The sequence below is a fragment of the Brevibacillus fluminis genome, assembly GCF_052072235.1.
GTDB classification, from domain to species: Bacteria; Bacillota; Bacilli; order Brevibacillales; family Brevibacillaceae; genus Brevibacillus_D; species Brevibacillus_D fluminis_A.
In genome coordinates this window covers 2,280,740-2,295,610 of record NZ_CM125436.1, presented here as the reverse complement: position 1 = coordinate 2,295,610, position 14,871 = coordinate 2,280,740, and the positions used below count along the sequence as shown (strand labels likewise).

Genomic DNA, 14,871 nt, shown 5'->3' with positions numbered 1-14,871 from the left:
TTGTCTGAATAATGTTTGTATCATATTTTGGGGGAACGTCGTGCTGATGAATCCAATTGGAAAGTTTACGATCCGCCAGGTTGCCGAAATGACAAAGCTCACCACGCAAGTCATTCGGAAATGGGAAGAGCGGTACGACCTGGTTAAACCGGAAAGGCTTGAAAATGGCTACCGGGTTTATACGCAGCAGGATATTGACACCATCTTGAAAGTCAAATCGATGGTTGAACAAAACTTCTCGCTGCAAACGGCGATTTTAACGGTGAGAGAAACAGAGGCGATCCAACAGAAACCGAGAGCTTTCATTGCGAACGAAGAGTTGGCTGAGGAGTATGTGGTCAAGATGCTTGAATCGGGGGCGCATTGTGATGAAGGTGAACTGATGAGGCTGCTGCAACGTGCCAATTTGGATTTTCCTTTGCCCGCTTTCCTGCAGATGATCGTACGGCCTTTTTTGCGAAGGATCGGTTCTTTCTGGGAGTCAGGAGTATGGCCTGAATACCAGGAACATATCGCAAGCCAAGTTGTCCGCGATTATATCGCCCAACTGCGCAGATCGATTTTAACAGATTCGAAAATGCCATTGATCTTGGGATCATGCCTGCCGTTCGAGCAGCATGAAATTCCTACGCAAATCATTCTGCTTCAGGCGGCGCAAAAGGGATGGCGCACCATGTTTTTATGTCCGACACCGGCTAGCGGCGCAATTGAGCAAGCCACGCTGCGGTTGCAACCGCATACGGTCATCTTGTCAGCCATGACCTCCCATCCGTTCCAGCAGGATGATCAGCTGCTGGTGCGATTGGATCGATTTGCTGCTGAGCATCCGCATATCCGCTTTTTCCTAGGGGGTGCTGGCGCGCTGGGGACAGCCACGGGCAAAAAACTGAACGCTATCATTGTCACCGAAGACATCGATATGGTGCTTGCGTTTACCTAGCAAGGGGAAACCAACATGTTCATTTATTTATTGGGGGGACCGCCATGACATGTGAAAGCTGCATTCCGCATCAGCTCCGCTTCGAACTGTTGTTCGAGGGGGCAGACAACAAAGCGATGGTTCCATTGCTGCTTCAGCATATGAAGCGGCAGAACGGCTGGTACGACCATCGGGAAAACGTCGTCATTGTCGAGGAAGCATTCATTCATGATTTGCTCGATTTTTGTCGGGACCATATGAATGCAACAAACATTTATTATCGACTAGGAAGACAAGATTGGCAGGAGTTTCATACGATCTCATCGGTGTTGGAAGCAAGCTGGATCGACCAGCTGATCGCCGAAAAGCGTATCACTCCTTATTATCAACCCATCGTGGATCGCGAGCAAACGCTATTTGCCCACGAGGTCTTGTCCCGATCGTTCCGGGAGGATGGGTCCCTGATCCCTCCTGGCGAGTTTTTCAACTCTGCCAAGAAGCGAAATCGCCTATTTGCTTTGGATAAACTGTGCAGATTAACCGCTGTTGCTCACTCCTCGGTCCTGCACAACCAAAAGGTGTTTATCAACTTTTTGCCTACTTCCATTTACTCCCCTGAGCATTGCCTTCAGACTACATTGGAGTTGGCTCATCGTATGCAGGCAAACCCTTCCAGCTTTGTTTTTGAAGTGGTGGAATCGGAGAAGGTCGACGATCTGGAGCATCTCAAAACCATTCTACGCTATTATCGGCAGCACGGTTTCGAATACGCGCTGGATGATGTGGGGGCAGGCTATAGCACAATTGAACTTTTGCGAGAATTACAGCCAACCTATATGAAACTCGACATGAAGTACGTGCGAGGAGTCGCTGACAATCCGTATCATCAGGAGATGGCAGCTAACATGCTGGAGGCAGCTCTGGAAATTGGCTCGATCCCTTTGGCCGAAGGGATCGAAGAAGAGCGTGATTTTCATTTCCTCAAACGACTTGGCTTCCAGCTCTTTCAAGGATATTTATTCGGGAAACCGGCACCTTCCCCCATCTGTCGTACCGGCCCTCTCACAGAAAAAAAACATAACTGACAAACAGGAAACCCCTCCTGTCACCAAAGGGAATGTCGTTTCGTTTACGATCATGCCTTCGGCCCAGCGAGGGGTTGTGTATTCTGTTATTAATCTTCCATGGTGGACAAATCGCCTGTCGGCAAGCCCAGCTCCCATGCTTTCAGCACGCGGCGCATGATTTTACCGGAACGGGTTTTCGGCAGCTTGTCGCGGAATTCGATTTCACGCGGCGCTGCATGTGCTGCCAAGCCTTCTTTGACGAAGCGTCTGATTTCTTCCATCAGCTGTTCGCTTGGCTCATAGCCTGCACGGAGCGCGATGAACGCTTTGATGATTTCGCCGCGAACCGGGTCTGGTTTGCCGATGACGCCAGCTTCTGCAACAGCCGGATGCTCGACCAGCTTGCTCTCGACTTCAAATGGGCCGACGCGCTCGCCAGCTGTATTGATCACGTCGTCGATACGGCCTTGGAACCAGAAGTAGCCTTCTTCATCCTTGTACGCCGAGTCGCCGGATACGTACCAGCCTTTAAAGCGGAAATACTCTTCGTATTTCGCTGGATTTTTCCAGATTTGACGCATCATGGACGGCCAGCCGACGCGAATCGCCAGGTTGCCCATGCGGTTTGGCGGCAGCTCGTTGCCTTGGTCATCGATGATCGCGGCATGGATGCCTGGGAACGGTTTGCCCATCGAACCAGGCTTGATCGCCATCGATTTGTAGTTGGAGATCAATTGTCCGCCGGTTTCGGTCATCCACCAGTTGTCATGGATGCGTTGGTTGAACGCTTTCAAGCCCCAGTATACGACTTCCGGATTCAGCGGCTCACCCACGCTCAGCACATGGCGCAAGGACGAGAGGTCAAACTGCTTGACGAACTCATCGCCAGCACCCATCAGCATACGGAACGAGGTTGGCGCGCTGTACCATACGGTTACTTTGTTGTCTTGCAGCGTTTTGTACCAGTCTTCCGGCTTGAAGCGGCCGCCGCGAATGACGCTTGTCGCACCGTTCAGCCAAGGCGCGAAAATGCCGTAGGACGTACCTGTCACCCAGCCTGGGTCAGCTGTGCACCAGTAGATGTCGTCCTCTTGCAAATCGAGAACCCATTTTCCGGTCTGATAATGCTGAATCATGGCATTGTGAACGTGCAGTACGCCTTTTGGCTTGCCGGTGGAACCGGATGTGTAATGAAGAATCATGCCGTCTTCGCGATCCACCCACGTGATTTCCAATTCTTCCGATGCGGCATCCATCGCTTTTTGATAGTCAACCTGCCCGTTTGCAAGCTCGCCTTCGGCGCCGACCAAAATCACATGCTTCAAAGCAGGAAGCTCAGCAACCGGCACGCGCGGCAGAAGTGCAGCGGTGGTAACAATCGCTACCGCTTCGCTGTCTTCCAGACGGTCGCGGACAGCGCCTTCCATGAACGCTTCAAACAGCGGGCCGACGATTGCGCCCACTTTGAGCGTCCCTAAAACGCTTACATACAATTCCGGAGAACGAGGCATGAACACGAAAACCCGATCGCCTTTGTTGATTTCCAAGCTTTTCAGCACATTTCCGAATTTGTTGGACAAGCGGCTGAGATCAGCAAACGTGTAGGACTCATCGCGCGTTGCGTCGCTGTATTTCAGCGCTACTTTATCTTTACGCGGTGTCGACAGATGGCGGTCGATGGCTTCATACGCCATGTTGACCTTGCCTGTCTCATACCAGCTGAACGCTTTCTCTACCTCTGCCCAGTCAAAATTTGCGTACGCTTGCTCGTAATCTTGCAGATTGAATGTTCCTTCGGTTGCCGGGATTTTTTCTACTTTCATTACGTTCTCACACCCCTTGGAAATTCTTTTATGAATATTGTAACCAATTTCATATTCTCTCACAATTATTAAAATCCTCTTATTTAGGCATTTCATGCCGGGATTTGCGCATGTAAGACGAATCTGTCGCAATCCTTGCTCCTTATGCACACGCACATAAATGGTGATTCGCGCTAGTTTTTACGCTTTTGTGCGGGCTTTATTCCTCCAATGTCGATAAATCTCCGGTCGGCAAGCCCAGCTCCCACGCTTTCAAAACGCGCCGCATAATTTTGCCGCTTCTCGTCTTCGGCAAGCCGGAACGGAATTCGATCTCGCGCGGTGCCGCGTGCGCTGCCAGCTTTTCCTTGACGAACAGCTTGATCTGCGCTGCCAGTTCGTCGCTTGGCGAATATCCTTGGCGCAGCGTCACGAACGCCTTGATGATCTCGCCGCGCAGCGGGTCCGGGATGCCGATCACACCCGCTTCCGCGACAGCCGGGTGCTCGACCAGCTTGCTTTCCACCTCGAACGGCCCGACCCGCTCTCCCGATGTGTTGATCACATCGTCGATCCGGCCCTGAAACCAAAAATACCCGTCTTCATCGCGGTACGCCGAATCGCCGGAAATATACCACCCATTGCGAAAATACGACCGATACTTCTCCTCATTGCCCCAAATGGCGCGCATCATCGCCGGCCATGGCGGCAAAATGGCCAAATCGCCCATCGTGTTCGGCGGCAGCTCATTGCCTTTGCTGTCAACGATGGCGAGATGAATCCCTGGAAGCGGTTTGCCCATCGAGCCGAGCCGGATCGGAATGTCGGGACGGTTCGCGCAAATCGTGGAGCCGGTCTCCGTCATCCACCAGTTGTCATGGATGCGTCTTTGCAGCACTTGCTCGCCCCAGCGGATGACTTCCGGATTCAGCGGCTCGCCGGCCGACAAGACGTGCCGCAATTTCGAAAAGTCAAACCGCTTCGGCACTTCATCGCCTGCCGCCATCAGCATCCGGAATGCGGTCGGCGCACTGAACCAGACCGTCACACCGTATGTTTCAAGCGTTGCATACCAATCCTCCGCCCGAAACCGGCCGCCCCTCACAACGATGGAAACGCCGTGGAGCCATGGAGCAAAAATCCCGGCCGATGTGCCTGTAATCCACCCTGGATCTGCCGTGCACCAATAAATGTCCCCCGGGCGGAAATCGTATACGACCGCACCGGATACATATTGGTGCAAAAGCCCCGCATGGGCGTGAAGCACACCTTTTGGCTTGCCGGTCGAGCCTGACGTGTAATGCAGATAGAGTCCATCCTCGCCGCTCACCTCTTGGATGAACGGGTCATCCGGCTGCTTCATCACCTGCTCGAACGCATGCAGCGGCGCAGCCAGCTCTTCTTTTGCCCCTGCCACGATCACGTGCGCAAGCTCCGGAAGGTCGCTTTGCGGGATGCGCGGCAACAGCGCAGGGGTCGTCACGATTGCCCGTGCGCCGCTATCTAGCAGCCGATCGCGAACGGCAGACTCCATGAACGCCTCAAACAGCGGACCGGCAATCGCCCCCATGCGAATGATGCCGATCAGCGCGATGTACAGCTCCGGGCTTCGCGGCATAAACAAGAAAACCCGATCGCCTTGCCGAATGCCCAATTGCAGCAGCCCGCGGGCAAATTGGCAGGATTTGCGCTGAATCTCGGCAAATGTGAGCGACTGCTCCTGTTCGCCATCCGAATAGTAGAGCGCCACCGTATCGCCAGCCCCGCCCTCTACGTGCCGATCGATCGCTTCATAGACGATGTTGCCTTTTCCTTCCTTTACCCATGGAAAAACTTTTTCCGCTTCGACAAAATTCATCAGGCCACCCCCGAAACTTTGCTCGTAAAGAAAAAGACTATTGCAACTTTATTCGGTCAAGCGAATCGTAATTCCTCCCAGTAACTCCTAATGCCTTTGCCGGGCAGGCTTAGTATAATGTTGAAGGTATTCAACTGGAGTAAACAAAAAGGAGAGGTGATCAGGCTATGCTTTGGAGCTTCCTTGCATTCATTGTCATTATTACTTTCGTCAAAGCGCACCGGAACACCTTCCTGCTCACGACCAATGAAATTGAAGTGAAAGTAAACACGAATGAACCAAAAAACAAGCCGGACAATGGCGCGCTGCGCATCCTCCATCTGTCCGATTTGCATATGGAAAATTTGTCGATCACAGCGGAGCACATCGTGAAAACCAATCAAGGTGAAGCGTTCGATCTCATCGCAATCACCGGCGACCTGCTCGATCGCAAGCGCAGCATCCCGCATGCCGTGCGCTATATCGAAACGCTGTGGAAGCTTGCGCCGACGCTCGGCATTTACGTCGTTTTCGGCAACCACGATTATGTGCTGCCAGCCGACAAGCTGGTACACCTGCGCTCGGAGCTGGAACGGATCGGCTGCCGCGTGCTTTGCAACGAAACGGATACGGTGGATTCTGCGCTCGGCAAGCTGCACATCATCGGCATTGACGACTATGCCACGCGCCGCAGCGATCTGGCCAAAACATTCGCAACCGTTACGGAAGACGGCATTCGCCTCGTGCTGACACATGACCCGAACGTTGTGCTCTGCATGAAAGAATATCACTACGACTACTTGCTTGCCGGTCATTTTCACGGCGGGCAAATTCATTGGCCAAAACCGTACCATCTCGTCAAAATGGGCAAGCTGCCGCGCATGAACATCGTGCAAGGGCTGCACTATCACGATGACCGACCGTTCTATATCAGTGAAGGGCTGGGCCAAACCGGGCTGAACATCCGCTTGCGCTCGCGTCCGGAGATGACGATTCATACCTTGGCCTAGTCGCGATTCCCCTCTTTTTGCCAAGTGCGCTATACTGGTACCAAGAGTCTACTTACGAAAAGGTGAATCGCGATGTACGACATTTGGAGAGAAGAAACAGCGCGCATCCGTGCTGCGACAGGCTGCCGGATCGCCGTGGAGCAGGCGGCGCGAAACGAGTGGCCAGCCGTTCGCCAGCAGTTTGAACAGAACGGCGGCGAGGTGCTTCGCTGGCAGGTCGAACGGGAACGGGTCAGCTATGTCGGCATTTACACAGCGGAATGGTCTGCTTCCGCCCGCGCGCTGCTTTCTTTGCTCGTCAGCGCACCGCTTGAAGAACCATCGCTTGCGCACCAGCTGACAAATTGGCTCGTTGCCAGTCAGGCGGAACCGCTCCCTTTGCCCGCCAAGCTGGAAAGCCGGCTGGCATGGAAAGAGCGCCGGGCGTTGTTTCTGCTCCAGCGAACGAGTGAGTCACAGGCGGATTGGACAGGTATTCCTCCGCTCCTCGCATCGTTTTTCAATGATCCCAAGCAACAGCAATGCCTCTATTTGCCCGTAAACGAGCGGGATTTGTTCCTGTTGGTGCCGTTATCCCTTTTCCCCGACATCGACCTGGACCGATCAGCACAGGAAATCGAACAAGCGCTTCTGGAGTGGGCGGCGGGCATTCACGAGCTGTTCGCCGTCGAAGCGCTGGAGGAAATGCGGGTCATCGTAAATTCTCCGCTGCAGCGTGTCCACGAGCTTGCCGAACATGCGAAAGGCTTGACCGCGCTTGCTTCCGCCCTGGCCCGCTTCCGCCCGCGCACGCTGGTTGCCGGAGCATGGCAATTTTCGCTGGAAAAATGGTTCGGCTCCCTTCCTGCCTCACTGTCCGGCAGCTTTCAGCGCGCGTTTTCCGAACGCTTCCCGCAGCCGCTTACAAGCGAGCAGTGCGACACGCTCGACGCGCTGTTTACCAACAATCTGAACATCAGCGAGGCTGCACGGAGCCTGTTCTTGCATCGCAATACATTGCTGTATCGCCTGGACAAAATCAAGGAGCAGACAGGACTTGACCCGCGTCTTTTCGCCGATGCCTTGCTTTTGCGCCTTGCCGTCCTGTTTCAGCACGCCTGATGGTCGCTGTACAAAATGACCGAATATTTTTGTGCATCGTGCCTAATCGATTTCAGTCCGTCCCCTGTTTACAATGTGAGTAGTGAAACAAGCGTGACGAGGAAGAAATGACTGACTATTCGAGGGGGATGTTCGATGGCTCGCGTAACGTTAAACCATGTGTACAAACGCTATACGAATCATATGACGGCTGTTCACGATTTCAACCTGGATATCAATGACCGTGAGTTTCTTGTGCTCGTCGGACCGTCCGGTTGTGGCAAATCGACGACGCTGCGGATGATCGCGGGGCTGGAGGAAATTTCCGATGGCGACCTGTTCATCGGCGAACGCCGCGTCAACGATGTGGCACCGAAAGATCGCGACATTGCGATGGTATTCCAAAGCTATGCGCTCTATCCGCACATGAACGTGTATGAAAATATGGCATTCGGGCTGAAGCTGCGCAAGTTTTCCAAAGCGGAAATCGACAAGCGCATCCAGGAAGCTGCGCGCATCCTCGATATTAGCCACCTGCTCGATCGCAAACCGAAAGCGCTCTCAGGCGGTCAGCGCCAACGCGTGGCGCTCGGCCGTGCGATCGTTCGCGAGCCGCAAGTGTTCCTGATGGACGAACCGTTGTCCAACCTGGACGCCAAGCTGCGCGTGCAGATGCGCACGGAGATTTCCAAGCTGCATCAGCGTCTGGAAACGACCATCATCTATGTAACGCATGACCAGACGGAAGCCATGACCATGGGCGACCGGATCGTCGTCATGAAGGACGGCCACATCCAGCAGGTAGGAACGCCAACTGAAATTTACAACCACCCGGCGAATAAATTCGTTGCGGGCTTCATCGGCTCGCCATCGATGAATTTTCTGGAAGGCAAGCTGAAGGAAGAAGGCGGCAGCGTCTTTTTCGCAACGACAGGCTTGCAGCTGCAACTGCCGGAAGACAAGGCGAAAACGCTGCGCAGCCTCGGCTATATCGGCAAAGATGTCGTCTTCGGCATTCGTCCGGAAGATTTGTACAGCGACAACCAGTTTATCGAAGCCAACCCGTTCAAAAGCAAATTCGAGGCGGAAGTCGATGTCGTGGAAAACCTTGGCTCCGAGCTGTACGTATACTTCACCAACATCGGCGGCGTGCAGATGACTGCCCGTGTCGATGCCCGCGAAGGATTGAAGCCAAAAATGAAAGCGTCACTCGCGATGGATTTGGCAAAGTGCCATGTCTTTGATCAAGAAACCGAGAAGTCGCTCTTTTAAAAAAACAACAAATGTGTTGAAAAAGACGCGCTGGATCGTAATCCAGGCGTCTTTTTTGCATAAAAGGCAGCCTCTCAACCGAGTGGAGGCTGCCTTCATCCTGTTTATTCAATCGATAGCACGTACTCTGCGAGCGCATCGATTTCTTTGTCAGTCAAACCTTTGACATTGCCATGTTTGTTTTGCGTATTGCGGGCGACCAAAACATCGCGGATCGTTTTGGCGCTGCCGTCATGCAAGTAAGGCGCTGTCGCCCAGACGCCGCGCAATGTCGGCGTATCATACAGATTGGCCGGCCGGCCGTTTTTATGGGCGCCGCGCGGATCACCATCCGGAGAACCGATGTCGATGGCTGTCGCGGTTCCCACATCATGCAGCTTGGTCATGTTGTCCGTCGTCAGCTTTCCTTGCGCATTGACCGCCTGGTCGCTATCTGTAAAGTTGACGCCGGCATGGCATGTGATGCATCCCGCCTTGCCTTGGAACAATTCCTGCCCCAGCTGCGCAGACGCTGTCAGGCTGCCATCCGGATTCCGGTACGGGCTTTTCGGCACCGGATATGAGTCTGGCTGATCCAGATAGGTGAAAATTTGCGCGTACATTTTCTTCACGTCCGCAGGCAATGGCTTTGCCGGATCGTAGGCAAGCATCCCGCCCATCTCGTTTTGCACCGTGAGCAAATAATCCTCGAACTCGTCACGGCTGCCATCCCATGTGAACAAACCCGTCTTGGTTGTCAGCACGTTGCTCGGCGTATTGCGCGGTCCTTTTGGCGTTTTCATCGTGATGCCGTTGATCTCACCGTCAAAATGACAGGAAGCGCAGCTCATCCAGTTTTTCCCCGTTATGTCGGCGGCGAACTTGTCGCTGTTGGCGGAGTAAAACATCACTTTCCCTGCCCGCACATCTGGCGGCAGCGGATCTTTTGCGATAAGCTTCAGATTGCTGCCGACCACTTTGGCTTTTTTGTACGCATCGCTTCCGCCCGTTTCAATCGTCGCCAAATCATGGCTCATCGCGTTGTGCACATACAATGTCTTGCCATCCTGGGTCAGGCTCAGGCCGCGCGGGTTATCTCCCGGTATGCGGCGAAGCAGCTGGGTTGCCTTGCCGCCGCGCTTCAAGTCGATCGTGACCAAATCTTCACTCCCGCCCATCAAAACAAAAGCTTTGCTGCCATCTGGCAGGAACCCGATATCGGATGGATTGGAAAATACTTCCGGCTGGTTTTTCACGTTTACAATGTTCATCTGTTTGAACAAATGCTTCCGTTCGTTTGTCAGCTCTTCGAGCTTCGGAATATCGATAATGGAGACAACCGGGAAGATCGTGGACTCAAACTGAATCGGCACGTTGACGTTCGTCAAGATGTGCGGCAGCCACAGCTGCTTGCCATCCGGCGAGATCGTCATATTTTCCACCATGCCTGGCAGCCCTTGGCTGACCTTGCCGTCATGTGACGCTGGCGCCGGTGTTTCCGCCAACGGAATCACCTTTTTGACCGCAAGCGAATCCGTATCGATGACGGATACCGCCCCATGGACAAAATGGCTGACAAACAGCTCTTTTCCATCCGCAGTCAGCGCGAGGCCGCGCGGCTCATTTTCAACTCGAATCTGTTTGATCAGTTTGTAGCTTGCAGGGTCGATCACATCGACGGCATTGCTGCGGTACGCTGTCACGAACAGCTTGCTTCCGTCCTGGCTTGATAGAACCGCGAACGGCTCCTCTTTGACGTTGATTTTGCCGACCGTTTTCTGTTTTTCCAGGTCGACGACATACACCGCGTTTTCTCTCATGGCCGTCACGTAAGCGGTTTTCTCATCCGGCGACAGCGCCACATTGCGCGGTTCGCTGCCGACAGGGATCTCCGACGTTACTTTTTTCGTCTTCGGATCGACGATGCTGATGGTCGGTACATCAATGTTGGCCGTGATCAGCGCGCTGCCATCCTGCTTCATGACGATCGAGCGGCTCTCCACCGCATTCGTCCTCACCACTGACTTGGCTCCGATTGCGGATTCGTATCCACAAGCAGAGAGGGCTGCAACAATCAGCCCGATTGCCAGCCCTGCCAGTTTCTTTCCATGGCGATATGGTTTTTTCATGGAATTCCTCTCCCCTGCGTGACACGTTGCCTTATTGCTTTGTTATGGTTACAGGTACAAGAACCGGCGCTACGCCGTATTGTCCATGCGCTACCTGGATTTGCGGAACGGTATCGTTATCCGTATTGCCGTTGTTTTTGCCTTTGTCCAGATAGTAGTCGCCTGTATCCCAGAATTCGCTCGTCTGCATCCCTTCCTCAAGCGTCGGTCCGTTGATTACATTGCGGAAATAACGCGTATACAGATCGGTGAGATGGCTCAATTCGAGCGAGTCGTATTTTACTTTGTCGGAATCGGTATTGACCAGGTTCAGCATGCCGAGACGTTGCACAGCCGAGATCGCACCTGCAAGGTACGGATCATACTCATACTTGTTGTCTTGCCCGATTGCCGTCCGGTAAGCCGTCGCTTGCTCATCCCAGAACGCTTTTTCGGTTTTGTCAAACAGCGCGCGTGCGGCATCGCGGTATTTGGCATCGTCGGTCGCCAGGAACGCTGCGGTCAACCCGCGAATCGCGCCAAGCTGGGCTTGCAATGTTTTCGCACCTGTGTCGACGCCTTTGCCGATGGTGTAACCATTTGCCACAAGGCCGTCCTTGCTGTCCAACAGTTTGTTTACGATAAAGTCAGCCTGCGCCGCAATCATTTCTTTGGCGCGCTTGCCCTCTGCTGTTTCCAATCCTTTTGCAGCCTCACCGCTTGCATAGCCGAGCGGCAGGCCATCGACGGCACGAACGAACAGACGCAACGATTCCATCGCGTAGCCGGTATCAAACGTATCGACATGTGTGCCCTGGCCGTTCAGGTCGCCGGCGTTTTCCTGTACAAGCGTTTTCTCTGCTTTGTTCCAGTGCATCGCTTCCATATTGGCGAACAGCGTCATCAGCAGGTTGCGGTTCAATGTGTACGGATCATCCGATTCCACATCGTTTTTCGGGTCCGCATCCAGGTTTTCTTTCGGTGCCGACGGGAACGGCTTGCCATCGAACAAGGCCAGGAATGCCGGGTTTTTGTTCGGGTTGGCTGGTCGTTGGTCCGTCGTGCCGTAAAATTCGGAAGACGCCCACATCATCATCCATTGATCCCGCAGCAGGCTGCGCTTGTCCGTGATTTTCAAATCTTTCACATCCGGGAAGGCGGCGTCGCCGTTTTCTTCCACCGTCACTTCATGCGGCAAGTAAACCAGGCCGTTTGCCGGGTTGTAAGCTGCGGTTGGTTTTGCGCCCAATTTGCCATCTTTTGAAGAGAGGAACAGCTTGTCGTTCATGAAAGCCAGCTTGTTCCATACGCCTTCTGTCAAGAAAACGCCTTGCAAGCCGTCTTTGGAGCTTACCCCCAGGCGAATGTTCGGATCTTTGTCCTGGTCAGGCGATGTGCCTTCCAGCTCTTCGTCTTTATCAACGGTATGTACGCCGCCCATGAAGTCACCCAGCCACAGCGCCTGCTTCAAATACGTTCCGCCAAGCGCAGCCGGCGTCAATGTTTTGTTCATTTTGCTGCGATCCCAACGCAAACTGTCGAAATCGACCTGGTATTTCGGAATATAGCGCCCATTCTCGCCGTCGGCAAATTTGCTGATGTCCACCTGCTTGATGTAGTGCGGATCACCGCTGGCATATTCGATCGCGGTCGGGAACATGTTTTGGAAAATATCTTCCGGTTTGTTGCCCGTCGCTTCAGCCAGCTCCATGTAGCGTTGAGCGAGCGCAACGCGCGGATCGCCGCTGTTTGCCCGCTTTTTGTTGATCGGGCCATTGACCAGGTGAATCCCCATGCCGGATTTCTCCAGCACTTCATACATGGCTTCCTCGGAATATTCATAGGATTCAATTCCTGCCGCATAGTCAAACTTGGTAGGCGAATCGACTTTTCCCGCATCCAGCAGATCGAGATCAAGACCGAGCGATTCGGCGAGAGGCTCACCGGACAATTCGAATTCCGCATAGGCAAACATGTTCGCTGCCGTGTCGAACTGATAATTTTTTTTCTCGACCTTCACTTTTCCGGCTGCTGCTGTCGCGTTGGCTGCCGGGGCCGCACCTGGGGCGGCAGTCGATTTCGTCGTACAACCTGCGAGCATCGAGGTTGCTGTCAGCGTCGCCATGATTGTCAAAACATATTTATTCGCAAACACGTGATTTCCCCCTACGATTGTCAAATCGATCCACTGATAGTGATAAGCATTTTCAATGAGAACACTTATCATTATAGAGGGATATGAAGTGCTTGTAAATAACCATTGGAAAATTGTTTTCCCGATGCTTGCGCCAATCGTCTACCACACAGATTTTACCGTCATAATCCAACGCTTCCTATCGCACGATAAATGTAATCGCAACATACAGGGAGTGAGTGCGTTGAAAACGGTCTCCTATACGATTGCGATCGCTGTGGCTTTGGTCGCAGTGGTTGCGATCCCCATCCAGATCCACCGGCAGGAGTGGCGCGAGCCTCATCCTTCCATCACTTCGGTGAACGCCAGCATTCCAAAGATCAACTATGTGGAGCAGGTCAGAGACATCCGGCGCACGATGGAAAGCCATCCATCCATCAAAACGATCAGCCATAACAACCGGGACAAAAGCCATTATGTGGAGCACGAGGTTGTCGTCCGCTTTTCACCGCGCCCTTCGGATGAAGTGATCCAGAAAATGCTCAAGCAGGTTGACGGCAAAATCAAGCGCGACGATGGCCGAGGGATGATCATCAAGTCAAACACGTTGACCACCCACCAGCTGATGCAGCATTTTGCCGCACATCCCGACTCCATTTATGCGGAGCCGAACTATTTGCTTTTGCCCAATCGCAGGCCGAACGACTCGCTCTATCAGCCTTATCAATGGAACATGAAAATGATTGGCATGGAAAAAGGCTGGGACATTACGGAAGGAAACAGCAGCGTCATCGTCGCAGTCGTTGACACGGGTATCGATCTGGATCATCCGGAATTCAAAGGCAAACTGGTGAAAGGCCATAATTTCATCGACAATAGCGACACGCCACAAGATGATAACGGACACGGCACCCACGTCTCCGGGGTGATCGCTGCCAAAACGAACAACGGCACCGGCGTGGCCGGGATGTCGTGGAAAAGCAAAATCATGCCGGTAAAAGCGATCGGCGCTGACGGGTCCGGTTCTGCTTACGACATCGCCCAAGGCATCTACTGGGCGACCGACCACGGAGCCGACGTCATCAACCTGAGCGTAGGCAACTACACCTCGTCCGCCGCCCTGAAGGAAGCGTGCAAATATGCGTACGACAAAAACGTGGTGCTGGTCGCAGCCTCAGGCAATGACGCCAGCAGCCAGCCGAGCTATCCGGCCGCATACCCGGAGGTCATGTCCGTTGCGGCAGTGGATCATAACCGGAAGCAAGCGGATTTTTCCAACTACGGCGATTACGTCGATGTGGCGGCACCCGGCGTGGATATTCCAAGCACCTACATTTACAGCGATTATGCGGCCTTGTCCGGTACGTCCATGGCTTGTCCGCACGTTGCTGCGATGGCATCCCTCATCCGCTCGGTTAACCCCGATATGAAAAACTCGGAAGTGATCAAGCTGATTCAAAAGACAGCCGTCGATTTGGGCGCTCCCGGCAAGGATGAGGCGTACGGGTACGGCCTGATCAATGTGAACGCCGCTTTGAGCAAAATCAAGACGGAAGCAGGCACAGCCCCAGCTCCTGCACAAACCGGCGCCGTTGCCCCGAAACATACGTTGGGCGGTCTGTGGCACAAATTTTTAATGAAGCTGCAGTTCGGCTTCTAACTT

The 14,871-nt window shown here is 53.6% G+C and carries 10 protein-coding genes; 6 read left to right on the top strand and 4 right to left on the bottom strand.

Annotated features, from left to right (window positions below; translation table 11 throughout):
* Nucleotides 1-46: 46 nt before the first annotated feature.
* Together ACTID9_RS11320 and ACTID9_RS11315 are read left to right on the top strand one after the other, a co-directional pair.
* Entirely contained in the window at nucleotides 47-940 is an 894-nt protein-coding gene (locus ACTID9_RS11320; RefSeq protein WP_441071343.1) for a MerR family transcriptional regulator, read from the top strand.
* A 44-nt stretch (nucleotides 941-984) separates the two neighbouring features.
* Nucleotides 985-2,004, top strand: coding sequence for an EAL domain-containing protein (locus tag ACTID9_RS11315; RefSeq protein WP_441071342.1), 1,020 nt, complete (start codon nucleotides 985-987; stop codon nucleotides 2,002-2,004).
* An 89-nt stretch (nucleotides 2,005-2,093) separates the two neighbouring features.
* On the opposite strand, the gene acsA (ACTID9_RS11310) is transcribed toward ACTID9_RS11315, so the two are convergent.
* Together acsA (ACTID9_RS11310) and acsA (ACTID9_RS11305) are read right to left on the bottom strand one after the other, a co-directional pair.
* Nucleotides 2,094-3,809 carry an acetate--CoA ligase gene (acsA, locus tag ACTID9_RS11310; RefSeq protein ID WP_441071341.1) on the bottom strand — a complete coding sequence of 572 codons (1,716 nt, stop codon included), beginning with the start codon at nucleotides 3,807-3,809 and terminating at the stop codon, nucleotides 2,094-2,096.
* 199 nt (nucleotides 3,810-4,008) lie between these two features.
* The gene (gene acsA, locus ACTID9_RS11305; RefSeq protein ID WP_441071340.1) at nucleotides 4,009-5,646 is read right to left on the bottom strand and encodes an acetate--CoA ligase; all 1,638 of its coding nucleotides are present in this window, start codon (nucleotides 5,644-5,646) and stop codon (nucleotides 4,009-4,011) included.
* 167 nt (nucleotides 5,647-5,813) lie between these two features.
* Here acsA (ACTID9_RS11305) and ACTID9_RS11300 point away from each other — a divergent pair, with 167 nt between their 5' ends.
* The 3 genes from ACTID9_RS11300 to ACTID9_RS11290 all read left to right on the top strand — a co-directional run bounded on the left by ACTID9_RS11300 (nucleotide 5,814) and on the right by ACTID9_RS11290 (nucleotide 8,987).
* Nucleotides 5,814-6,635: a metallophosphoesterase gene (locus ACTID9_RS11300; protein ID WP_441071339.1), complete on the top strand. Its 822-nt coding sequence runs from the start codon at nucleotides 5,814-5,816 to the stop codon at nucleotides 6,633-6,635.
* A 72-nt stretch (nucleotides 6,636-6,707) separates the two neighbouring features.
* The gene (locus tag ACTID9_RS11295) at nucleotides 6,708-7,736 is read left to right on the top strand and encodes a PucR family transcriptional regulator (RefSeq protein ID WP_441071338.1); all 1,029 of its coding nucleotides are present in this window, start codon (nucleotides 6,708-6,710) and stop codon (nucleotides 7,734-7,736) included.
* Between the two features lie 135 nt (nucleotides 7,737-7,871).
* Nucleotides 7,872-8,987: an ABC transporter ATP-binding protein gene (locus ACTID9_RS11290; protein ID WP_441071337.1), complete on the top strand. Its 1,116-nt coding sequence runs from the start codon at nucleotides 7,872-7,874 to the stop codon at nucleotides 8,985-8,987.
* Nucleotides 8,988-9,091: 104 nt separating this feature from the next.
* On the opposite strand, the gene ACTID9_RS11285 is transcribed toward ACTID9_RS11290, so the two are convergent.
* Nucleotides 9,092-11,095, bottom strand: a complete 2,004-nt coding sequence (locus tag ACTID9_RS11285) for a c-type cytochrome (protein WP_441071336.1) — start codon at nucleotides 11,093-11,095, stop codon at nucleotides 9,092-9,094.
* Nucleotides 11,096-11,126: 31 nt separating this feature from the next.
* Nucleotides 11,127-13,199: a hypothetical protein gene (locus ACTID9_RS11280; RefSeq protein ID WP_441072555.1), complete on the bottom strand. Its 2,073-nt coding sequence runs from the start codon at nucleotides 13,197-13,199 to the stop codon at nucleotides 11,127-11,129.
* A 253-nt stretch (nucleotides 13,200-13,452) separates the two neighbouring features.
* On the opposite strand from ACTID9_RS11280, the gene ACTID9_RS11275 reads away from it, so the two are divergent.
* The gene (locus ACTID9_RS11275; RefSeq protein WP_441071335.1) at nucleotides 13,453-14,868 is read left to right on the top strand and encodes a S8 family peptidase; all 1,416 of its coding nucleotides are present in this window, start codon (nucleotides 13,453-13,455) and stop codon (nucleotides 14,866-14,868) included.
* The last annotated feature ends 3 nt before the right edge of the window (nucleotides 14,869-14,871 follow it).